24 protein-coding genes are annotated in these 23,302 nt (G+C 39.3%); 19 read left to right on the top strand and 5 right to left on the bottom strand.

From position 1 onward, the window contains the following. The first annotated feature begins 10 nt into the window (after positions 1-10). A complete protein-coding gene (locus tag B9T28_RS13945; RefSeq protein ID WP_086204586.1) occupies positions 11-1,105 on the top strand; it encodes a M48 family metallopeptidase in 1,095 nt (364 codons plus the stop codon). Between the two features lie 15 nt (positions 1,106-1,120). Here the strand turns inward: B9T28_RS13945 and B9T28_RS13940 are convergent, their stop codons facing one another. Next, positions 1,121-1,399 carry a DUF2218 domain-containing protein gene (locus B9T28_RS13940; RefSeq protein ID WP_086204585.1) on the bottom strand — a complete coding sequence of 93 codons (279 nt, stop codon included), beginning with the start codon at positions 1,397-1,399 and terminating at the stop codon, positions 1,121-1,123. Between the two features lie 214 nt (positions 1,400-1,613). On the opposite strand from B9T28_RS13940, the gene rpe reads away from it, so the two are divergent. The 7 genes from rpe (at position 1,614) to B9T28_RS13905 (ending at position 7,716) form a co-directional block, all read left to right on the top strand. Then, a complete protein-coding gene (gene rpe / locus B9T28_RS13935; RefSeq protein ID WP_086204584.1) occupies positions 1,614-2,300 on the top strand; it encodes a ribulose-phosphate 3-epimerase in 687 nt (228 codons plus the stop codon). A gap of 390 nt (positions 2,301-2,690) precedes the next feature. Continuing rightward, positions 2,691-3,185 carry a hypothetical protein gene (locus tag B9T28_RS13930; RefSeq protein ID WP_086204583.1) on the top strand — a complete coding sequence of 165 codons (495 nt, stop codon included), beginning with the start codon at positions 2,691-2,693 and terminating at the stop codon, positions 3,183-3,185. Positions 3,186-3,228: 43 nt separating this feature from the next. Next, positions 3,229-5,037 carry a copper resistance system multicopper oxidase gene (locus B9T28_RS13925; protein WP_086204582.1) on the top strand — a complete coding sequence of 603 codons (1,809 nt, stop codon included), beginning with the start codon at positions 3,229-3,231 and terminating at the stop codon, positions 5,035-5,037. Then, positions 5,024-5,932 (top strand): copper resistance protein B, encoded by a 909-nt coding sequence (locus tag B9T28_RS13920; protein ID WP_086204581.1) that lies wholly within the window; start codon positions 5,024-5,026, stop codon positions 5,930-5,932. Before B9T28_RS13925 ends, B9T28_RS13920 begins: the two co-directional genes overlap by 14 nt. 245 nt (positions 5,933-6,177) lie before the next feature. Further along, a complete protein-coding gene (gene sugE, locus B9T28_RS13915) occupies positions 6,178-6,495 on the top strand; it encodes a quaternary ammonium compound efflux SMR transporter SugE (protein WP_086204580.1) in 318 nt (105 codons plus the stop codon). A 45-nt stretch (positions 6,496-6,540) separates the two neighbouring features. Then, the gene (locus B9T28_RS13910; RefSeq protein ID WP_086204579.1) at positions 6,541-7,023 is read left to right on the top strand and encodes a methylated-DNA--[protein]-cysteine S-methyltransferase; all 483 of its coding nucleotides are present in this window, start codon (positions 6,541-6,543) and stop codon (positions 7,021-7,023) included. Positions 7,024-7,059: 36 nt separating this feature from the next. Further along, positions 7,060-7,716: a nuclease-related domain-containing protein gene (locus tag B9T28_RS13905; protein ID WP_086204578.1), complete on the top strand. Its 657-nt coding sequence runs from the start codon at positions 7,060-7,062 to the stop codon at positions 7,714-7,716. An 84-nt stretch (positions 7,717-7,800) separates the two neighbouring features. Here the strand turns inward: B9T28_RS13905 and B9T28_RS13900 are convergent, their stop codons facing one another. Continuing rightward, positions 7,801-8,568, bottom strand: coding sequence for a hydroxymethylpyrimidine/phosphomethylpyrimidine kinase (locus tag B9T28_RS13900; RefSeq protein ID WP_086204577.1), 768 nt, complete (start codon positions 8,566-8,568; stop codon positions 7,801-7,803). Positions 8,569-8,671: 103 nt separating this feature from the next. Here B9T28_RS13900 and B9T28_RS13895 point away from each other — a divergent pair, with 103 nt between their 5' ends. After that, positions 8,672-9,322, top strand: coding sequence for an HAD-IA family hydrolase (locus tag B9T28_RS13895; RefSeq protein ID WP_086204613.1), 651 nt, complete (start codon positions 8,672-8,674; stop codon positions 9,320-9,322). 104 nt (positions 9,323-9,426) lie between these two features. Here B9T28_RS13895 and B9T28_RS13890 read toward each other — a convergent pair whose 3' ends face one another. After that, positions 9,427-9,891 (bottom strand): Lrp/AsnC ligand binding domain-containing protein, encoded by a 465-nt coding sequence (locus B9T28_RS13890; protein WP_086204576.1) that lies wholly within the window; start codon positions 9,889-9,891, stop codon positions 9,427-9,429. Between the two features lie 138 nt (positions 9,892-10,029). Between B9T28_RS13890 and B9T28_RS13885 the strand changes: the two genes are divergently transcribed. The 5 genes from B9T28_RS13885 (at position 10,030) to B9T28_RS13865 (ending at position 15,659) form a co-directional block, all read left to right on the top strand. Further along, complete coding sequence (locus B9T28_RS13885; protein WP_086204575.1) at positions 10,030-11,289, top strand: D-amino acid dehydrogenase; 1,260 nt, start codon at positions 10,030-10,032, stop codon at positions 11,287-11,289. A gap of 36 nt (positions 11,290-11,325) precedes the next feature. Next, the gene (gene alr / locus B9T28_RS13880; RefSeq protein ID WP_086204574.1) at positions 11,326-12,426 is read left to right on the top strand and encodes an alanine racemase; all 1,101 of its coding nucleotides are present in this window, start codon (positions 11,326-11,328) and stop codon (positions 12,424-12,426) included. A gap of 10 nt (positions 12,427-12,436) precedes the next feature. Next, on the top strand, positions 12,437-12,796 hold the full coding sequence (locus tag B9T28_RS13875; protein WP_004648007.1) for a RidA family protein: 360 nt from the start codon (positions 12,437-12,439) through the stop codon (positions 12,794-12,796). Positions 12,797-12,950: 154 nt separating this feature from the next. After that, positions 12,951-14,381, top strand: coding sequence for an amino acid permease (locus tag B9T28_RS13870; RefSeq protein WP_086204573.1), 1,431 nt, complete (start codon positions 12,951-12,953; stop codon positions 14,379-14,381). 174 nt (positions 14,382-14,555) lie between these two features. Continuing rightward, positions 14,556-15,659 carry an acyltransferase family protein gene (locus tag B9T28_RS13865; protein WP_086204572.1) on the top strand — a complete coding sequence of 368 codons (1,104 nt, stop codon included), beginning with the start codon at positions 14,556-14,558 and terminating at the stop codon, positions 15,657-15,659. A gap of 175 nt (positions 15,660-15,834) precedes the next feature. On the opposite strand, the gene hemJ is transcribed toward B9T28_RS13865, so the two are convergent. Both hemJ and B9T28_RS13855 read right to left on the bottom strand, forming a co-directional pair. Further along, positions 15,835-16,287 (bottom strand): protoporphyrinogen oxidase HemJ, encoded by a 453-nt coding sequence (gene hemJ, locus B9T28_RS13860; protein ID WP_086204571.1) that lies wholly within the window; start codon positions 16,285-16,287, stop codon positions 15,835-15,837. Between the two features lie 82 nt (positions 16,288-16,369). Further along, positions 16,370-17,599, bottom strand: a complete 1,230-nt coding sequence (locus B9T28_RS13855; RefSeq protein WP_086204570.1) for a beta-ketoacyl synthase N-terminal-like domain-containing protein — start codon at positions 17,597-17,599, stop codon at positions 16,370-16,372. 291 nt (positions 17,600-17,890) lie between these two features. Between B9T28_RS13855 and B9T28_RS13850 the strand changes: the two genes are divergently transcribed. The 5 genes from B9T28_RS13850 to B9T28_RS13830 form a co-directional block, all read left to right on the top strand. After that, a complete protein-coding gene (locus B9T28_RS13850; RefSeq protein WP_086204569.1) occupies positions 17,891-19,318 on the top strand; it encodes an EcsC family protein in 1,428 nt (475 codons plus the stop codon). 157 nt (positions 19,319-19,475) lie between these two features. After that, the gene (gene rpsL / locus B9T28_RS13845) at positions 19,476-19,850 is read left to right on the top strand and encodes a 30S ribosomal protein S12 (RefSeq protein ID WP_002050319.1); all 375 of its coding nucleotides are present in this window, start codon (positions 19,476-19,478) and stop codon (positions 19,848-19,850) included. 176 nt (positions 19,851-20,026) lie between these two features. Then, positions 20,027-20,497, top strand: a complete 471-nt coding sequence (rpsG, locus tag B9T28_RS13840; RefSeq protein ID WP_016657334.1) for a 30S ribosomal protein S7 — start codon at positions 20,027-20,029, stop codon at positions 20,495-20,497. Between the two features lie 131 nt (positions 20,498-20,628). Then, a complete protein-coding gene (fusA, locus tag B9T28_RS13835) occupies positions 20,629-22,767 on the top strand; it encodes an elongation factor G (protein WP_086204568.1) in 2,139 nt (712 codons plus the stop codon). 90 nt (positions 22,768-22,857) lie between these two features. After that, positions 22,858-23,302 (top strand): GTP-binding protein (locus B9T28_RS13830; RefSeq protein WP_143222621.1); only part of this gene is annotated, 445 nt, incomplete at its 3' end.

Genomic DNA, 23,302 nt, shown 5'->3' with positions numbered 1-23,302 from the left:
ATAGACGAAGATGAAATCTGTTTCCGTTATTTTTTATGATGGTGTGCTCTCTAAACCTCATCAGGCTGAGTTAATGGCATTAGATCAGTATTCTGTTCTGGTTAAATATCATGATCATGGGATGAAAAACCAAAAATTGCAGACAGCACAGATGATACTGATTGGTGCTTTAGGTAAAAAATACCCCGTCATTGAATTGGATCATGATGCGCGAATTGAATTTTTGAACAATGAAATTCCAGAATGGTTAGAACTGGGCCATAAAAATTTTCAGCAAAAAATATGGAAACTAGAAAAAACCCCATCGCTCATTATTTTCAGTATGGTCTTTGTAATTGCTTTAGGATTCGCCGTACTCAAATGGGGCATCCCCATGGCAGCAAAAATTGTGGCCGATGAATTACCCGAAAATACATTACAAAAATTGGGCAATCAAGCTCAAGAATATGTGATGGATTGGACCAAGCCGACGCAGCTAGCCAAGGGGCAACAAGCGCAAATTCAGTCAGAATATTTGAGTAAAATTGCACAAGGTCATCCTGCCAAAATTATATTCCGCAATGGAGAGCGTTTAGGTGCGAATGCTTTAGCTTTGCCCAATAATACCATTGTCGTGACAGATGAATTGGTTGAGTTGGCACATAGTGATCAAGAAATCTTAGCGGTATTGGCACATGAGCAAGGGCATTTAATACAACGGCATAGCTTACAACAAGCCTTATCAAGTTTAGGATTTAGCATTTTATATATTGCGATGACTGGTGATAGTTCAGATTTACTTAGCTCTATTCCCGTGGCCGTTTTGGGCGCTAACTACTCGCGTAAATTTGAACAAGAAGCTGATTTATATGCTTTAAATTTAATGTACAAGCAAAATATTGAAGTTGCTCATTTTGCAAATTTTTTACAGCGTTTAAATGAAGCATCGATTAATACTGAAAAAGATCAGCAACAACATGAAAAACAGACAGATCGTAAAAATTCGATAAATTTAGATATTTGGGAGGTTTTATCTTCACACCCTGCTACAGCAGAGCGGATTCAAATGGTACGTGATTTTGAGCTAAAACATTCACAATCAAATATTCAACAGCCATCTAAATAGATGGCTAATGTTTAATTAAGCAGTATGTTGCCATGCTACTAAAAATTCTTGTTGTGCCATTCGATTTAGATGGTCAACCACTACTTGTTCTATTCGCGTATAGTCTTCAAGCTGCGTGTCGATATCAACAATTAATTGATCGATTTCAGCAGTTAAAACAACGGTTGTTTCAGGCATAAAAATACTAAACATCGTTTCTGTTTCAGAGACTTCAAATTTATGTTTCCAATGATTTAAAAGTCTTTTTGCAATGCGCTTTGCTTCATGGGTTGAAATTGAAGTATGGCTTTTCATTCTGATTTACTCTTAATTTTAAGGGCTAATTTAGCAAAGTTGAGACTATAAGCCTGCTGTAGAAATAGAACAATACGTTGCATTTTTGCAATATTCGTCCAGAGGCATTAACACGCGATGATTTAAATCTAGAAAAGAATCTAGATTTGAAAAGTTGAAACGGGCCAAGTTTGCTATAATTGTGATATTCAAAAACTCACATCTAGGTTATTCCATGTCTAAGCCATACTTAATCGCACCTTCAATTTTATCTGCAGATTTTGCTCGTTTAGGAGATGAAGTCGATAATGTACTTGAAGCTGGTGCAGATGTTGTTCATTTTGATGTGATGGATAACCACTATGTACCGAATTTAACGTTTGGTGCAGGTATATGTAAGGCTTTAAAAAAATATGGGATTCAAGCACCAATTGATGTGCATTTGATGGTTTCACCTGTAGATCGCTTAATTGGTGACTTTTTAGAAGCAGGCGCGGATATCATCACTTTCCATCCTGAGGCATCGCATCATATTGACCGTTCATTGCAGTTGATCAAAGATGGCGGAGCCAAAGCTGGTTTAGTGTTTAATCCAGGTACACCATTACATTATTTAGATTATGTTTTAGATAAAGTCGATCAAATTTTAATTATGAGTGTCAATCCAGGCTTTGGCGGTCAAAAATTTATTCCGATGACTTTGGAAAAATTACGTAAAGCACGCCAAATTATTGATGCTTCTGGTCGTGATATTCGTTTAGAAGTCGATGGTGGCGTAGGACCAGCAAACATTCGTGAAATTGCGGAAGCAGGCGCTGATATGTTTGTTGCAGGTTCAGCAATTTTTGGTAAACCTGATTATAAAGCTGTGATTGATGAAATGCGTTTAGAGCTTGCGAAAGTTGGTTCTGTAAACGCTTAGTATTCTCACAGTTTAATTGTAAAATTGTGGATAAGTTTGTAGATAAATCTATGGATAACCATGTTGATAACAGTATGGATAAGCTGAGCATAGATTAAACAAAGTGAGATCAATTGTTTATACTATAGACAGAAAGTGTATAAAAAGGGCTCAAGTGAGCTCTTTTTTATCTTATAACGTCATATACAAAGGTGCTGTATTTTTTATCTGTGATTAATAATTGTTCTGGATAAATATTTATCAGCGAGTGGTTTTTTATTTTAAAAATATAAGGTCACGGATTTGCCAATCCGAAATTTATTGGCTATGCTCTGATTATTCATCATAAATATAACCGTAGGTTCTATTTTGTTCATACAGCTCTGCAAACAGATGTGGTTTGTTTGTCTTATGGTTTTTGCCATAGGGTGGAGTGGTGTGTCTGTTGCTTCAACTCAGAGCATGCATATCGAGATGCGGATTCAACATGAACAGATGATGCAGACTCATTCAGAAATGTCGAACAGTGATTTATCAAGCAGTGATGCAAGTGCTAAACATGATATGTCGGACATGTCAGCTGCACAGATGAGCAGTCATTGTCAGCAGATGCTGGAGCAGAGCAATAACGATACAACATCAGCAGCATTTGCCGATTTAAAAAATATGGCACAAAAAGCCAGCTGTATCTCTGTATCAGATGCGGGACAAATACAGCATCAACAGTGTCCGGATTGTAGTCTTATGGCATGTCAGGCAATGATTGTATGGTTGAATGTTGCTGCGGTTGAGCTTTCTCCGCCTGTGATGGTCTATCAAAATCAATCTTCAGGTCATGCTTATCAAGCTCGGCATCTTGCAGGGCATTGGCAAGAAATTCTACGACCTCCTAAAAACTTAACCTAACTTTTTTAAAATTCATTTTATTTTTAAATATTAAGGTTAAGTTATGTCTATTCATATCAAGCAAGCTCTGCTTTTAGGGCTATGTCTATCTGCATCCACTTGGGTGTTGGCAGAAGTCAAAGAGTACCATCTAAATATTGCTGAAGGTACGGTCAATATTACGGGCAAGTCAGTCAAACGCATTACGGTGAATGGTCAATTCCCTGCGCCACTTTTAGAATTTGAAGAGGGTGAAGATGCGGTCATTCATGTACATAATAATTTAAAAAACCAAGATTCTTCTATTCATTGGCATGGTTTATTACTGCCTGGTCTCATGGATGGTGTACCAGGTTTTAATGGTTTTAATGCAATTAAGCCCAATGGTGATTTTGTCTATAAATTCAAAGTTCGCCAAAGTGGAACCTATTGGTACCATGCACATTCCAAAGGACAGGAGCAGGATGGTTTATATGGCTCCTTGGTGATTTATCCGAAAGATAAAAAGCCACTAGCTCAACATGAACAGACGGATCGTGATTATGTGGTGATGTTGTCAGATTTTCATGAGCAAACCAGTGATCAGATTCAAAAAAATCTAAAAATTTCAGCAGAGTACTATCAAAACCAACGTGAAACGCTGGGCGATGTCTGGAAACAAGTACAGCGTGATGGCGTAAAAGCAACGTGGTCTGACCGCAAAATGTGGAATCAGATGCGGATGTTAAAAACCGATTTATCAGATGTCACAGGTTATACCTTTTTAGTGAATGGCAAAACACCTGAACAAAATTGGACAGCCATGTTTAAGCCAAATGAAAAAGTACGGTTACGTTTTATCAATGCTTCAGCAATGTCATTTTTTGATGTGCGTATTCCAAACTTAAAAATGACGGTAGTCAGTGCGGATGGTCAGCCAGTCAAACCTGTGCCCGTAGATGAGTTTCGGATCGGGACAGCAGAAACCTATGATGTCATTGTCGAGCCGAAAACCGGACATTATCAGATTGAAGCTGAATCTATCGATCGTTCTGGCTTTGCAATCGGGACTTTGCATAATGAATTAACACCCATGCATCATGCTATTCACATGCCTGAATCTCGCCCACGTTCATTATTAACGATGGAAGATATGGGCCATGATGGTATGGATATGGACCACTCTAAAATGGATCATAGTGCAATGAGTCAAGCGTCTATGCCAGACATGGATCATTCGAAGATGAATCACGCTCTGATGTCAGATATGGATCACTCTGAACATCAAGCTGTAGCTAAAACCAAGCCTAAAAATGAAAATGTGGTTTATGGCTGGGCAAATGCCTCTACACCGCAAGGTGATAAAGCTTTGCAATATAGTGATTTAAAGTCATTAAATCCACAGCTAGACACTCGTGAAGCTGAGAGTGAATTGGTGATTCGTTTAGGTGGGACGATGGAGCGCTATATTTGGACCATTAATGGTAAAAAATTCAGTGATGCTGAACCATTGAAAGTGAAATATGGTGAGCGTATCCGAGTGAAATTTATTAACGACAGTATGATGGCGCATCCGATGCATTTACATGGCATGTTTATGCAATTTGAAAATGGCCAAGCATCTGTAGATATGCCCAATAAACATACGGTTATTGTGCCACCAGGTAAAACGGTGACTACCTTGCTGACTGCCGATGAGTTAGGGGAATGGGCGATTCATTGCCATCTGTTGTATCACATGAGCGCGGGTATGATGAATAAGCTGATTGTTGCCAATGTGACTGATGGAGAGGTTTCTACTCAGAGAATTCAACCCTCACAACCTAGTCAGACGGTGGACGCAAAAATTGCCCCATCAACTGACATGAAGGGAGATTCACATGCGCATCATTAATCTTTGTTCAAAATCAGTTTTGACCGTTTCAATTTTTATGATCAGTGGTTTGGTTGCCGCACATGAAGGACATTCTATGCCGATGCTAGATTCACCATCATCGACAACGGCAAGTTCGGATAGGTTGGTAATCAACATGGATTCTGCTGATCATTCGATGCGTAAAATGGTGCCAGCATCCGTACAGTCTGATTCAGAATCATCACATCAAGCTCATGATCATCGTACAGAACATGGTGCGCAAGTTTATGCAGTGGCAACTGTGGATAATAAATGGTTGATCGATGAAGATGGTGGTGGTGCTTTAAAATCTAAATTGGAAACGCGTATTGGGACAGATGAAAATAAAATTTTCATTAAATTGCATGTAGATAAGCATGAATCTCAAGATGCAGCATTTGATGCCAAAGTTTTGTACAGTCGAATGATTTTAGATTTTTGGGATGCTCAGGCTGGTGTGCGTTATCGTTATGAGAAAGTTGAACTAGATCATAATCGTCAAGATTCTGCAGCAAAACTGGACGGGGTAATTGGTTTACATGGCATGGCGCCGTATTTTTTCGAAACGGATGCTTATTTATATGTAGGTGAAGATCATTTTGCTGGATTTAGTCTGGAAACAGAACGTGACCTTTTATTGACCCAAAAATTGATTGTAAAGCCTTATCTTGAGCTTGATGTTGTATTTAATGATGACTCTAAGTATGCACAAAAAACAGGTTTAAGCGGCGCTACAGCGGGGCTCGAAACCCGTTATGAAATCAGTAAGAAGATCATCCCGTATCTTGATGTCGCCTATGCGTATGATAAAGGTAATCAACACACGGATTGGCAGGCTGAATCCTTTTCTGAAAGCGGTTGGGTTTATGGTGCTGGGCTAAGATTTAAATTTTAATTTATATGAGTATAAAAATGCGATTGAAGTGATTCAGTCGCATTATGGTTATTTAAAACTTGCTTGATTGGAGGTGTGGCCTGCTTTGAGTAAGCAAAATTTGTAAGTGTTGCTGCCAATTCTAAAAAAAAGCTCATATAATTCTAATATGACTTGGAGGAACGACCTCCCTCGATATTTTAAATCAAGAATTGCGAGAAAATTCGTCAGGACGACCTGACTCTAATCAACTGGAGGCAGGCTTTATGGCTTGGTTTATGCTTATTTTGGCGGGTTTATTTGAAGTGGTTTGGGCATATTCAATGAAAATGTCTGAGGGCTTTAGTAAGTTAACCCCAAGTATTGTTACCCTTGTATTTATGGTGCTGAGTTTTGCTTTACTTGCGTATGCAATGCGAAGTTTACCACTAGGAACAGCCTACACCATTTGGACGGGAATTGGTGCCGTCGGTTCATTCCTAATTGGGATTTTGATATTAGGTGAACCTGCAACAGCAATGCGAATGTTAGCTGCTGTATTAATTGTTGCTGGTTTAGTATTGATGAAGTTGTCATCAACGTAATATTGATTAAAGTATTTTAATTTTATTTAACTATAGGAGAGGTCGATGAAATTGGCATTTATTGAAATGGCTTCTCCTGTGGGCTTGCTTAAATTGGTTGCCACAGATCAGGCTTTGGTGGCGGTACTGTGGGAAAATGAAAATCCTAAACGAGTACGTTTGGCTGAATTGGTCGAAGATAAAATGCATCCGATTTTGTTAGAAACTGAAAAGCAGTTGAATGAGTATTTTGCTGGTCAGCGCACTCAATTTAATTTGCCTTTAGATTTTGCTGGCACGGATTTTCAAAAGAAAATTTGGCAGGCTCTGCTGACGATTCCTTTTGGTGAAACGCGTAGTTATAAGCAGATTGCAGAGCAAGTAGGGAATGTCAAAGCCGTTCGTGCTGTGGGTGCCGCCAATGGTAAAAATCCGATTTCAATTATTGCGCCGTGTCATCGAGTGGTGGGTGCAAATGGAAAGTTGGTGGGTTTTGCCGGTGGCTTAGATAACAAGGAAATTCTTTTAAAAATTGAACAATTACAATAAACTATAGGTAAGTACTTATAATATTAAAACTTAAAAATGATTTCACAAATTTTTGAACCTTTATTTTCTCAATTATGGTGGGTAATTTTATTATTCATTGCCATTGGTGTGTTTAATGCATTTAAACCGTTCCTGAAAGGTAAAATAGGCGAGTTAGCGGTAAGTACGCATGTAAAGCTTTATCTCGATAAAGACTATATTTTATTAAATGATTGTACTTTGCCCGATGAGCAAAATAAAACGACACAGATTGATCATATTTTATTAAGTCCTTATGGTATTTTTGTGATTGAAACCAAAAACTATACAGGTTGGATTTTTGGTGGTGAACGTCAGAAAACCTGGACACAAAAAATCTATAAAAAATCATATAAGTTTCAAAATCCTTTGCATCAAAATTATAAACATCAGAAAGCTTTGGAAGCAGTCTTGGGTGATATTGTTGATCCTGCACTGATACATTCTGTAATTGTATTTATGCCGGATTGTGAATTTAAAACACAAATGCCTGTAAATGTTTTCCGTGGTGCTGGGTGGACGGATTATGTGAAAAATTTTAAGGATGAAATGATTCCTCCTTTAAAGTTAAAGCGAATTCAGCTTCGTATTGAAAAAGAAATTCTAGAGAAATCATGGAAAACAAATCGACAACATGTGCAAAATTTAAAAGAGCAACATGCAGAAAAATCTTGAGAAGCACGATTTAAATTATTTTCTTGTTTAAGTTTCATCAATATAAATATTAATGAAACTTAAGTTGAAAGGGGCTAATAAACTTTAAAAGCGTTTTGGAATTTTTTGCCCATTTGGAATAGGGCTTTCAGCTTTTTTCAGTACGCCAAACAACCATGCTTCAGCATGATTAACTGCAACTTTTAGTTCGTCACCTTGTGCTAATCGACCTGCGATAAAACTTGCCAATGAACAGCCTGAACCGTGATATTCACCCGCTAGACGAGGGCACTTCGTTTCAGAAACCAATTCGCCTGCGAGATATAATGCGTTGCGAATATAGTCCGGTGTATCTTCATGTCCACCTTTGACTAAAACCGCTTTTGCACCCATTTCAAATAGTTTAGCTGTTGCCTTTTCTAAATTTTGCTCGCCTGTTAACGCGCGTAATTCAACGGTATTCGGTGTAATAACCGTTGCTAAAGGGACGAGTTCAACAAAGGCTTTGACTAAGGTTTCCTGATTACCGAGTGAGCCACCACTGTTCGCGACCAGAACCGGATCAAGGACATATAGATAATCAGGATGCTCACGTAAAAATTCAGCCAGAGCTGCAATATTATCAGTGGTACCTAACATACCCGATTTAACACATTTAATGGGTAAGTCCTTTACCACTGCATTGGCTTGTGCCAAAAGCAATTCTTTAGAGGTTGCTTCAAAGCCAAACACTTGTTGCGAGTTTTGAATGGTGAGTGCGGTACAAGCAATGGCTGCATGTGCTCCACTTTGACCAATGGCTTCAATATCTGCTTGTAAACCTGCACCACCAGAAGGATCTAAACCAGAAAAACAAAGTACCGTAGGGCGCACAATGGTGTCCTTATTACATAAAATTTGCGTTAGTATAGGCAACTTTGAAAGAACTCTCGATAGTAATTTCTTTAAAGTAAATGATGAGGGTGAGGATCAGTTTGTGATTAAGAATATTTTGATTGATTTAGATGGAACATTGACAGATCCCAAAGTAGGCATTACGACTTCAGCTCGTTATGGATTAGCAAAAATTGGTCATCCGATTCCTGAAAGTGAAAATATTGACTGGATCATTGGTCCACCACTCAAAGCATCTTTAGCAAAATTACTTCAGGTCAATGTCACTGATGTTTTGGCAGAACAGGCCTTATTGGGCTATCGCGAACGTTTTGCAGTCACTGGTTTGTTTGAAAATCATGTGTTTGATGATGTTGCAAAAACTTTAGCCACCTTACAAAACCAAGGTTATCGTTTATTTTTAGCAACCGCTAAACCTGAAGTTTACGCACGACAAATTTTAGATCATTTTGATTTATTGAAATATTTTATTTATCCATACGGCAGTGAATTAAACGGTGAGCGAACCAATAAAGGTGATTTGATTGAATACATCCTTAAAAAGGAACAGTTAAATCCATCTGAATGTTTAATGGTTGGCGATCGTGAGCACGATATTTTTGGTGCTCGTCGTCATGGAATTGAAACTATTGCGGTTGAATATGGTTATGGTTCAAAAGTAGAATTAGATGCAGCCGAACCCAAAGCTCGGATTCAACAATTTTCAGAGCTTTTAAATTACTTGCAACATTAATCTGAGAATAGAAAGACTACAATTTTTTCAAAAGTTAATTCTATTTACACAAAAGTTTTAAGCACTATTAGAGTTTAAGGGGCATCGTAGAATGTTCTTAAACTCTATCCCAAATCTAAATATAAAGTTTCTTTCACTTCTTCCATCACAATATAGCTATGGGAGGATGCGGATGATGGTAATTTCTTCAGTAAATCACCCAATAAGCGACGATAAGCACTCATTTCTTTTAGGCGTGCTTTGACTAGATAATCAAATTCGCCCGAAATTAGATGGCATTCTAATACCTCAGGGATCTCGATCAGGTCGCGAGCAACTTGATCAAATACATCACCGGATTTAGCCGATAATTTAATTTCTAAAAAGACCAATAAGCTACGATTGACCAGCTCAGGATTAAGCCGAGCATAGTAGCCCATAATAATCCCATCCCGTTCTAAACGCTTCACGCGTTCAGAGCAGGGTGTGGTTGATAAATTAATCCGAGATGCTAACTCACTAATGGCAATCCGCCCATCGCGTTGCAAGATCTCTAAAATTTGATGATCAATTCGATCTAATTTACGCATGAGTTTTTTCCTTTTTTTAGGGGGTTTTCATACTAAATTTATTAATTTAACTACATTATAATGCTTAAAACAGTGAAAAAAACTATTTATTGCGAAATATACTAGTTAAATAAACTAAATATACGTAAAGGAAGAGCGATGCGTGTAATTGTCTTAGGTAGTGGTGTTATTGGTGTTGCAAGTGCGTATTACCTAGCGCAGCAGGGAGCAACCGTAACTGTTTTAGATCGCCAATCTGGTCCAGCAGAAGAAACCAGTTTTGGTAATGCAGGACAAATCTCACCAGGATATTCTACACCTTGGGCTGCACCAGGGATTCCTTTTAAAGCGGTAAAATGGATGTTCCAACATCATGCGCCACTTGCGATTAATATTGATGGCAGTATTTGGCAATTGAATTGGATGGCACAAATGCTGAAAAACTGCAATCCAAATAGTTATGCCATTAATAAAGAGCGTATGACTCGTGTTGCAGAATATAGCCGTGATTGTTTAAGAGAGCTCAGAAAAGAAACGGGTATCAGTTACGAACATCGCTCGAAAGGTACACTACAAGTATTCCGTAATGAAGCTCAACTTGATGCGGTACAACGTGATATTCAAGTGCTGAAAGAGTGCGGTGTCGATTATGAACTGTTACTTAAAGATGAACTTGCCAAAGTAGAACCTGCTTTAGAGTATGCTAAAGATAAATTGGTTGGTGGCTTGCATTTGCCGAATGATGAAACGGGTGACTGCTATATGTTCACCAATGCCTTAGCAAATTTAGCCAAAGGTTTAGGCGTTGATTTCAAATTTAACCAAAATGTTGAAAGACTTGTGGTTGAAGGCGATGAAATCAAAGGTGTCGTGGTTGATGGTAAAGTCCTGACTGCGGATCGTTATGTGTTGGCATTTGGTAGTTATTCACGTGATTTTCTTAAACCCCTCAATTTGAATTTGCCGGTTTATCCTGTCAAAGGCTATTCACTGACGATTCCTATTGTTGATCCTGCTTTTGCACCGCAATCGACCGTGCTAGATGAAACGTACAAAATTGCGATTACGCGTTTTGATCAACGTATTCGTGTCGGTGGTATGGCTGAATTGAGCGGTTTTAATCATGGCTTGAACCTAGACCGCCGTGCAACCTTAGAAATGGTGACACAAGATTTATTCCCAGGTGGTGATTTAGCTCAAGCCTCTTTCTGGACAGGTTTACGTCCAATGACCCCTGATAGCACACCGATTATTGGTGCAACAGCGTATAAAAATCTGTTCCTGAATACCGGTCATGGCACTTTAGGTTGGACCATGGCCTGTGGTTCAGGCAAGTTGATTAGTGATTTGGTCATGAATCATAAGCCAGATATTAGTACCGATGGCTTGTCGATTCAACGCTATCCACATGCTGCCTAAATATGATTTAGATTTGATTATTCAAGGAAGAATAAAATGTCACGTCCAATTACTGCCATCATTCATAGCGAAGCTTTGCAGCACAATTTAAGTATTGCAAAACAACATATGCCGAATAGCAAAGTCTATGCTGTAGTCAAAGCCAATGCTTATGGTCACGGCATTGACAATGTCTATTCGTCATTTAAAACAGCAGATGGTTTTGCATTGTTGGATATTGCAGAAGCTAGACGACTACGTGAGCTTGGTTGGACGGGTGCCATTTTATTATTGGAAGGTATTTTCTCAGCGCAAGATTTACAGGATTGCCTCGATTTAAATTTGAGTTTTACCATTCATAGTGAACATCAGATTGGTTGGATTGAGCAATTTCATCAAGCTGCTCAGTTTGATGTTTATTTAAAAATGAATAGTGGAATGAACCGTTTAGGCTTCCATCCAGAACATTATCAAGCTGCTTGGCAAAGATTAAAGCAGCTTGATCAAATTCAAACCATCACCCATATGATGCATTTTTCGGATGCAGACAGTGATCGTTTTGGTGAGTCTGGTATTGACTATCAATACAGCATTTTTGAAGAAACCATTCGCGATTTACCCGGCGAAAGAACGATTTGTAATAGTGCTGCGATTCTTAGACATTCAGCCTTACATTCAGACACTGTACGCAGTGGCATTATGCTTTATGGTAGCTCCCCAGATTATCCAACACACACCATTCAAGATTGGAATTTGCAGCCGAGCATGAGCTTGCGTAGTGAGATTATTGCCATTCAATATATCCAAAGTCAGGACAGTGTGGGCTATGGTTCTGCTTTTATTGCCGAGCAAGCGATGAAAATCGGTATTGTGGCATGCGGTTATGCCGATGGCTATCAACGTATTTCACCGACAGGAACACCTGTGCTGGTGAATTCAATTCGGACTAAAATTATCGGGCGTATCAGTATGGATATGCTCGCAGTCGATATTTCAAATATTAAAGATGCCGAAATTGGAAGCGAGGTTGTACTTTGGGGGAAATCGTCAAATGGAACGATTCTTCCCATCGATGAAGTCGCTGCAAGTTCAGGAACAATTGGCTATGAACTGATGTGTGCGGTTACCGCGCGTGTCAATTTTATCAATCAAGAATAAGGACATGACCATGTCAAACAATGATATCCAAAAGATCAACAGCAACGAAGTGATGAGTGCTGTAACCGTGTTTAATCAAGTGGTGTATTTGTCAGGTCAAGTACCTAAAAATACCGATGCAGATGTTGCTGGGCAAACACGTGAGATCTTGGCGACCATCGATGAATTGCTCGCATTGGCCAATACAGACAAGACCCGATTATTGTCTGCGCAGATTTATTTAAAAAATTTACCTGATTTTTCAGCAGTGAATGCAATTTGGATTGACTGGCTACAGGGTTGTGTGGCACCTTCGCGCGCAACAATTCAAGCTGATCTAGTAAATCCAAATTGGCTGATTGAAATCGCAGTAACAGCAGCACAAAAGTAATGTGGTGTTGTTGAGAAACAAATGAAAACTTAGAGTGAAGCTGAAATGTCATCCATTTCGTTTCATTCTTGGATGGGTAAATCAAATTGAGTAGAACGCTCAAACGCCAAAAGCATGATTTACCCGTTGAGGGATATGTCAAAAAGGATATTTTATGACCACTTCAAGCCAACACGAAGACGCACAATCGTCGCCCCATGAGCTACAGCGAAAATTATCAAACCGTCATTTACAGTTAATTGCCATTGGTGGTGCGATAGGAACTGGACTCTTTATGGGGTCTGGAAAAACCATTTCTCTAGCAGGACCTTCAATTCTCATCATTTATATGATTATTGGTGGTATGTTCTTTTTCCTGATGCGTGCCTTGGGTGAAATCTTATTATCGAATTTGCACTATAAATCATTTATTGATATGGCCCATGATTTAATCGGGCCGGGGGCAGGTTACTATATTGGATGGTCATATTGGTTAGGCTGGATTTTGGTGGGTATCGCAGATTTAGCCGCTATTATCAACTATTTAGGCTTTTGGTTGCCTCCAGACATGACGTTCACCCCCATGGGGCAGGCACTGATTAGTGCAGGCTGTGTGCTCTTTGTTTTAGGGATTAATCTACTTACCGTTAAACTATTTGGTGAAATTGAATTTTGGTTTGCACTGATTAAAATTCTAGCCATCGTTGGTTTGATTTTGATTGGTGGATTTATGGTATTCGCTCACTATCAATCGCCAGGTGGTTCAATCGCAAGTTTTAGCAATGTTTGGTCTCATGGTGGCATGTTCCCGAAAGGTGGAGAAGGCTTCTTAGCAGGTTTCCAGATCGCGCTATTTGCCTTTGTGGGGGTTGAATTGATTGGGACTATGGCTGCTGAAACCAAAGATCCTGAAAAGAATCTCCCAAAAGCGGTCAATGCAATTCCGACACGAATTATCTTATTTTATGTTCTTGCCTTGTTCATTGTGATGTCAGTAACGCCATGGACGGAAATTCCTGCAGATAAAAGCCCATTTGTATCCTTGTTCTTACACGCAGGTATTCCAATTTCAGCCATCATTATGAACTTAGTGGTATTGTCTTCAGTACTCTCTTCTATGAATAGCGGTGTGTTTTCAACTAGTCGTATGTTGTTTGGTTTAGCCAAAGAAGGGCAAGCACCAACCAAGTTAGCAGAGCTTTCTAAACGTGCAGTACCAGCAAAAGGCTTATTGTTTTCTTGTGGCTTTATTATGAGTGGCGCGGCATTACAGTATTTTGTGCCGAACACGATAGAAGCTTTTACTTTGGCCAGTTCTTTATGTGTGATTTTGTTTATTAGTATCTGGAGTCTGATTATGGTGTGTTATTTACGCTATAGAAAGCTGAATCCAGAACTCCATACCAAATCAACATTTAAAATGCCGGGTGGTATATGGATGTCCTACATTGTTTTGGCATTCCTCTTGTTTACATTAGTGATCTTAAGCTTAGAGCCAGATACACTGAAAGCATTAATTATTAGCCCACTATGGTTGGTTATTTTGGCGGTAACGTATCATATTATGTATAAGCCACGCATGAAAAATCTGAACGAAATGCTTTAGTGAGCATTTGATTTGAATGACAAAAAGGGCTGATGTTGATACACCAGCTCTTTTTTTTGTGTAGAAATGAGTAAAAATATAAACATAAATTTTTTTAATGAAAATAAAAAAATTAAATGCAATTGTATGATTATTATCATTTAATAAAGCTCTTTGAAAATAAGAACAGTGTGGATGCGAAATTATAAAATAGATGTACTACGTGGAATCTCGATACTTTTAGTTTTATTACACCATTTTAATATTCCATATAAATTGCAGGATACTTTTTTAGGTGTACATATTGGGGGAGAAAGCTTGAGCACTTTAATTGCCCGCAATGGTAATTATGGCGTGACCATGTTCTTTGTTATTTCAGGTTTTTTGATTACCCAACATACCCTAAAAAGAGAACATAGGTTAGCAAGGATTAATGTAAAAAATTTCTATATTCGCCGTATTGCTAGAATTATCCCATGTTTGGTTTTGCTGGTGCTCATGGTCACGCTATTGAGTGGTTTGGGTTTAAAGCCATTTATGAACCAAGCGCCGAATGAGATTGAAGTGTCTTATGCTTTAACGGTTCTTTCCGCGTTTAGTTTTTGGATGAATATCTTGATTATTAAATATGGTTGGGTAAATTATGCGCTTGGGGTATTGTGGTCATTATCGGTAGAAGAGGTTTTTTATTTAGTTTTTCCACTGCTATGTTTGCTATTGGGACGTAGTAAAGGCTTTATTTTTGTATTACTTGCCGTAATTTGTTATGCGCCATATTTCCGTGCATTACATTTTGCAGAGGAAAGCGGGGCATATCTGTATCATTATTTTTCCAGCTTTGATGGGATCGCTATAGGTTGTTTAACTGCCTTGATTGCACAGAAGTTTCAATGGAATGGAAAATTTAAGCAGTCGCTTATTATTTTTATTTCGTTACTCATGATCGGCCTTTATGTATATGCGCCGATTAAAGAAGTGAGCACGTGGAGTATCAGTATTTTTGCATTGCTCGCTGCGGTTTTGATTTTCTGTTTTGCACAAAATTCTCAAGTACAAGCTCAGTCGAAAATGTCTAAAGCTATGGTCTGGATTGGACAACGTAGTTATGAAATGTATTTATTTCATTTGATTGTTTTGGGTTTGATTAAAGTTTTTTATTTTCCTAAAGAGACTTTACCGACTGAAAAATTAATATTGTTACCGATATTTTTTATCACTACTTTTGTATTGAGTTGGTTGATTGAAAAATATTACTCAAGGCCTTTGAATTTGATGATTAGACATCGGTTTATTAAGTAACACGTGTCAGTTTGTGGAGTATTCTTTTTTATTTAGGAGCGTGAGCGATGAAAGTAAAATAAAACGAAAATATTTTTATTAATCATCTTAAATTTATTTATCCGTGAAAAAATTTTAGTTAAGGCAATAAAAAACCTCCTTTTGGGAGGTCTTTTATTCAAAATAAACGCATACATCAAAACTGTGGTTTTACCACCACGAGAATCACTACGGCAAATAAAATGAGCGTTGGCATTTCATTAAAGAAACGCCAAAACTTATGTGACTTGTAATGGGCATTGTCAATCAGTTTTTTACGATAATAGCCACAGATAAAATGGTAAATAACCAACAAACCAACCAAGCCAACTTTGAGGTAAAACCATGTCGCTTCATGATAATGCCGTGTTGCATCGCCCCAATCCACCAAAAAGTGCGCTGTAATGAGTGTGGCAACCATTGATGGCCACATAATACCTCGGTACAACTTACGTTCCATGACTTCGAACCGTTGATGACTAACACTATCATCACTCATTGCATGATAAACAAATAAGCGTGGTAAGTAGAACAATGCCGCAAACCAACACACCACAGCAATAATATGTAATGCTTTTACCCAAAGGAAAGCATCTGAAGGAGCATCCATCAATTTACCCTTTTAAGGGCAGTGTGCTAGAAGTTGATCATTCACTATTTGTTTCAATAATGAATGACCAAGATTTCTTAAATTAGCCTTCCCATTTTTTGAAAATGAGGCAGGCATTGACACCGCCAAAACCGAAACTGTTACTCATGACAGTATTCAATTTTGCATCACGTTTTTCAAGTACGATGTCATAACCTTTGGTACCTTCATCAAGTTCAGTCACATTGATGTTGGGTGCAATAAAGTCGTTCTGCATCATTAAAATAGAATAAATCGCTTCTTGTACACCCGCAGCACCTAAACTATGACCTGTCATCGATTTAGTTGAGCTGAGTGGTGGTACATGACCTTCACCAAAGGCACGGCCCATGGCTTGAAGTTCAGTGATATCACCTGCAGGGGTAGACGTACCATGTGTATTTACATAGTCAATGTGATCTACACCATGTTGTTTGGCTTCTTCTAATGCCATCAGGATACAACGTGTTGCACCTTCACCACTTGGTGCAACCATATCTGCACCATCACTATTTGCAGCATAGCCAACGACTTCGGCCAAGATGTTTGCACCACGAGCTTGCGCATGTTCCAGTGATTCAAGCACCACGAAACCACCACCACCCGCAATGACAAAACCATCACGGTCAGAAGAATAAGGGCGAGATGCTTTTTCTGGTGTGTCATTGTATTTAGAACAAAGTGCGCCCATTGCATCAAACAATAAGCTTTGTGACCAGTGATCTTCTTCACCGCCACCGGCAAGCATTAAATCTTGTTTACCCAGTTGAATCAGGTTGTAAGCATAGCCAATCGCATCTGCAGAGGTCGCGCAAGCACTGGTAATAGAATGTGCTACACCTTGTAATTTAAAGGCAACACCCACATTTGCAGTAATGGTGTTAGACATATTGCGTGGCACAAAGAATGGCCCGACTTTACGCGCCCCTTTGTTGTCTAACAGTTCTTTCATTTCAATGACAGAAGCTGTCGAACCACCGCCTGAACCACCAGCGATACCGTAACGTGGATTACCCGCAAGTTGCTCGGCTGTTAAACCTGCATGTTCTACTGCAGCAACTGCCGCATTGTAGGCATACATAGCACATACGCCCATGAAGCGCTTTAGTTTACGATCAATATGGTCAAATTCTTGTTCTGCTGCAGCACTTACATGGCTTTTAAAATTCAGTTCAGCATATGTCGGGTTGTGGTGTGTTCCTGAAATCCCGTTTTGTAAAGAATGAGTAACGGTCTCAAGTGAGTTACCAATACATGAGTTAATACCCATACCAGTGATTACAACACGTTTCATCTACAGATCCCTTATATGGTGATGTTGTTTAAGTTGCTTCAGCCTCATCGTCAAGATATTGTGTCGAATATCGAGACCGCTGTGGTCAAGCTAACTTTAATTTGAAATGATGTTCATCATAGCAGAAAGAATTTTGAATTCTTATGGCAAATCTATGCCTGTTGTTGAAAAGCAATGCTGGCAGATTTGTTCACGGGATTAAAACTAAATGATACATATTAAAGTTGTCTTAAATCGTGACTACACCTAGTATTCATAATAAATGACAAAGACATAGAACAAGGGCAATAAATGGCAAATTCTAATAATAAACAATCCAACGGATTAATTTCTAATGTGTTTGGAGTGGCTAAAAAGCTCAGTCAGACAGGCATAAGTGTCATCAATCATGTGACACCGGGCAGTGTCAGTCCTTTATCGCGTAGTTTGAACGATCACCTGATTATTCAAGGTACAGCGCGTGAAAAAGGGGCTTTTGAAAAAAAAACTTATGATAATCCACAACAAATGATGCGCGAACATTTGCCGCAAATGTCGAGTCAGTTGCTAGGTCGTCATTATAAAAAGCTTAATCATATTGTGTCTTTTATTTCTCCAGATTTAAATGACAAATTATCGGAATATTTCTTTGAAAAGTTGAATGACTTTGTTGCTGAATTGAGCTCGGTTGAGGCCGTGCTTAAAGAAGTTGGGGCAAAAAGCTTGGACGAATTGGCCAAGGATCCAGCGCGAGCGCAACGCATTAGTATGGCTTTAGCCAATCAAAACAAAATCATCGCTTCGATTCAGGGCGTGCTTACAGGTGCGACTGGGGTAATTGGGGCAGCAATTGATGTGCCGACATCTTTAATTTTGGCATTACGGAGTGTGTATCAGACTGGTCGTGCATATGGTTTTGAACTCAAAGCCGAAGATCATGCTGTTGTCGAATATATCTTTAAGCAAATCGACATGGGGTCGGTGGCTGAAAAACAAGCATTGCTGGCTGGGGTGCGTACATTATCCAATATGTTGCAAAGCCATGAAGTAAATCAACTGCAAAATTTGCTGGGTTCAAGCAATGATGTTGAGTTATTAAAAAAATGGATCATGAATGAAGATGGTCTATTTAAATGGTCTTGGTTAAACCATTTGCCACAATTTAAGATTTTTTCAAAACTGAGTCCTTTGGCTGGTATGGGCATTAGTGCCATATATAGTTGGAAACTGGTGGATGATGCAACGGATAAAGCTCAAACCGTTTTTTCACAAGCTCGTCAATTTTTAATACAGCATCCAGATCAAGATATAGATACGTTATCTGCATATCAACAAGCAGAATCCATGTTCACACAAGCGAGTCCTGTGTTACTTCAGGATATTGTGGGGAGAAATGTAGGTATTAAATTAAATGATTCTGAGGGAAATAAAGCCATAGTCGATATTAAAATAGAAAAGAAGCCTATAACTGAAAGCGAAACACATAATGTAGAGCAACAGGTGCATGATGGTTTACAACGCTTGGCTATGGAGTCTGTAGATGCTGCTGAACATAAATCCCAAGTAACGGATATATCTCAGTTAGAACAAAAAGTAGCATCAGATTCCCTATTATCAACAGTTGTAGCTGAGGAAAAAGCTGTAGACCCAGTGTTGAAAAAGAAAAGAGCGCCACGTAAATCAGCGAGTAAAGTAAATACTCCTTCCTCTGATATTGAGTCAGAGAAAGGTAAAAACTAATTTCAAATTTCTTTTAAAGTAAGGCGATTTAGAGTTCGGGAAATGGTTGATATTTGATACATGTCGAATGTTGACCATTTATGCTTCTTCGCTTACAATTGCATGCCCTCAAAAAGTGGTATTTTTTGAGGCTTTTTATTAACGGGAGATTTGCCAAATGGCAACAACAAATCAGTTGATCCGTAAGGGTCGTACGACTTTGGTTGAAAAATCAAAAGTTCCTGCGTTGAAGGCTTGTCCACAACGTCGTGGTGTTTGTACACGTGTTTACACAACTACACCTAAAAAACCTAACTCAGCAATGCGTAAAGTTTGCCGTGTTCGCTTAACTTCAGGTTTTGAAGTATCAAGCTATATCGGTGGTGAAGGCCATAACCTACAAGAGCACAGTGTTGTTCTTATCCGTGGTGGTCGTGTTAAAGACTTACCAGGTGTACGTTACCATACCGTTCGTGGTTCTTTAGACTGTGCTGGTGTTAAAGATCGTAACCAGTCTCGTTCTAAATACGGTACTAAACGTCCTAAAAAATAATCTTTTAAGATTATTTTGAGAACGTAGAACCGCAATCCTTTATCGTCTCGCTTGTCTGATTTCTGCATTTAATTTTGTGAAATTCAAGCGACGTGTAGTAAGGCCAGCGAAAGGTACATGACACTTTGTACTCATGCTGGATAAACCTGAAGTGTCATATTTATAGGTGTATTAAAATGCCAAGACGTCGCGTAGTCGCTGCCCGTGAAATCCTTCCGGATCCTAAGTTCGGCAGCCAAACAATCGCTAAATTCATGAACCACGTAATGCAAGATGGTAAAAAATCTATTGCTGAAAGTATCGTTTACGGTGCTTTAGACCGCGTTCAAGAAAAAAACAAAGTAGACCCAGTTGAGTTTTTCGAGACTACTCTTGAAAAAGTTCGTCCTATGGTCGAAGTAAAAGCACGCCGTGTTGGTGGTGCTACTTATCAAGTGCCTATGGAAGTACGCCCATCCCGTCGTACTGCCCTAGCTATGCGTTGGTTAGTAGATGCTGCTGCTAAGCGTTCTGAAAAAACTATGGCTTTACGTCTTGCTGGTGAGTTGCTTGATGCAGCTGAAGGTAAAGGTTCAGCGATCAAGAAACGTGAAGATGTGCATCGTATGGCTGAAGCCAACAAAGCCTTCTCTCACTACCGTTTCTAATCGGCTAAAACAGGCCTTAATCAGGAGGGTGACAAATCAGTTGTCACAGATTTGTCATCAAAGCGCTTTAAGTTGCATTGCAACTTAAAGCGTCCTGTTTTAAACAACAAAATTTAGGAATGCAAGAAATCATGGCTCGTAAAACCCCAATTTCTCGTTATCGTAACATTGGTATTTCTGCTCACATCGATGCTGGTAAAACCACGACTTCAGAACGTATTTTGTTCTACACAGGTGTATCTCACAAAATTGGTGAAGTACATGATGGTGCAGCAACAATGGACTGGATGGAACAAGAGCAAGAGCGTGGTATTACCATTACTTCTGCTGCTACCACTTGTTTCTGGTCTGGTATGGGGAAACAATTCCCAGAACACCGTATTAACGTAATTGACACCCCGGGACACGTTGACTTCACAATTGAAGTTGAGCGTTCTATGCGTGTTCTTGACGGTGCGTGTATGGTTTACTGTGCTGTAGGTGGTGTTCAACCTCAGTCTGAAACTGTATGGCGTCAAGCAAATAAATATAAAGTGCCTCGTTTAGCATTCGTGAACAAGATGGACCGTACTGGTGCAAACTTCTTCCGTGTTGTTGAACAAATGAAAACACGTCTTGGTGCAAGCCCTGTGCCAATCGTTATTCCAATTGGTGCTGAAGATAATTTCCAAGGTGTTGTTGATCTTGTTGAAATGAAAGCAATCATTTGGGATGAAGCATCTCAAGGTATGCAATTCGAATATGGCGATATCCCTGCTGACCTAGTTGCTACTGCTGAAGAATGGCGTACTAACATGATCGAAGCAGCGGCTGAAGCTTCTGAAGAGTTGATGGACGAATACTTAAACAATGGCGACTTGTCGAAAGAACAAATCGTTGCAGGTATCCGTGCGCGTACATTAGCTTGCGAAATTCAGCCTATGCTTTGTGGTACTGCATTCAAAAATAAAGGTGTTCAACGTATGTTGGATGCTGTAATTGAATTCTTACCATCACCAACTGAAGTTAAAGCAATCGAAGGTATTCTTGACGACAAAGCTGAAACTAAAGCGATTCGTGAAGCATCTGACGAAGCTCCGTTCTCTGCACTTGCATTCAAAATTATGAATGACAAATTCGTAGGTAACTTAACTTTCGTACGTGTATATTCTGGTGTACTTAAACAAGGTGACCCAGTTTATAACCCAGTTAAAGCTAAGCGTGAACGTATTGGCCGTATCGTACAAATGCACGCAAATGATCGTCAAGACGTTGAAGAAATTCGCGCTGGTGATATCGCTGCATGTGTAGGTCTTAAAGACGTTTCAACTGGTGATACACTGTGTGATGAGAAAAACATCATCACTCTAGAGCGTATGGAATTCCCAGAGCCAGTAATTTCTTTAGCTGTAGAGCCTAAGACAAAAGCTGACCAAGAAAAAATGTCGATCGCTCTAGGTCGTTTGGCGAAAGAAGATCCATCGTTCCGTGTTCGCACAGACGAAGAATCTGGCCAAACGATTATTGCTGGTATGGGTGAGCTTCACCTTGACATCCTTGTTGACCGTATGAAACGTGAGTTTGGCGTTGAAGCGAATATTGGTAAACCAATGGTTGCTTACCGCGAAACAATCAAAAAGACTGTTGAGCAAGAAGGCAAATTCGTACGTCAAACGGGTGGTAAAGGTAAATTCGGTCATGTATATGTTCGTTTAGAGCCTATGGATGTAGAAGAAGCTGGTAAAGAATACCAATTCGTTGAAGAAGTTGTAGGTGGTGTTGTACCTAAAGAATTCTTCGGCGCGGTTGATAAAGGTATTCAAGAACGTATGAAAAATGGTGTATTGGCTGGTTACCCTGTTGTGGGTATCAAAGCGACATTATTTGATGGTTCTTACCATGATGTCGATTCTGACGAATTATCGTTCAAAATGGCTGGTTCATATGCATTCCGTGACGGTTTCATGAAAGCAGATCCAATCTTGCTTGAACCGATCATGAAAGTTGAAGTTGAAACTCCAGAAGATTACATGGGCGATATCATGGGTGACTTAAGTCGTCGTCGTGGTATGGTTCAAGGTATGGACGATTTACCTGGTGGTACTAAAGCGATTAAAGCTGAAGTTCCATTGGCTGAGATGTTTGGTTACGCGACTCAAATGCGTTCTATGTCTCAAGGTCGTGCGACTTATTCTATGGAATTTGCTAAATATGCTGAAACTCCACGTAACGTGGCTGAAGGCATTATTTCTAAGTTCCAAACTGGTGGTAAAAGAGGTGACGACGAGTAATCTTTCGATTACTATTAGTCCAAACTAATTTATAGTTAAAAACCAAATGCTCATGGGGAGACCCATGAGTAGTTTAAAAAGGAAGCTCTCATGGCTAAGGCTAAGTTTGAACGTAATAAGCCACACGTAAACGTGGGTACAATTGGTCACGTCGACCATGGTAAAACAACTTTAACAGCTGCGATTGCAACTGTATGTGCTAAACAATTTGGTGGCGAAGCGAAAGACTACGCTGCAATTGACTCTGCACCAGAAGAAAAAGCACGTGGTATTACCATTAATACTTCGCACGTAGAATACGACTCTCCAGCTCGTCACTACGCGCACGTAGACTGTCCAGGTCACGCCGATTATGTTAAAAACATGATCACTGGTGCTGCTCAGATGGACGGTGCAATCCTTGTATGTGCTGCGACTGATGGTCCTATGCCACAGACTCGTGAACACATCCTTTTGTCTCGTCAGGTTGGTGTACCTTACATTCTTGTATTCCTTAACAAGTGTGACCTTGTTGATGATGAAGAATTGCTTGAAT

The sequence above is a fragment of the Acinetobacter silvestris genome, assembly GCF_002135235.1.
Classification (GTDB): Bacteria; Pseudomonadota; Gammaproteobacteria; order Pseudomonadales; family Moraxellaceae; genus Acinetobacter; species Acinetobacter silvestris.
Note: the sequence above shows the minus strand (reverse complement) of the source record. Positions and strands in the feature narration are given on the sequence as shown.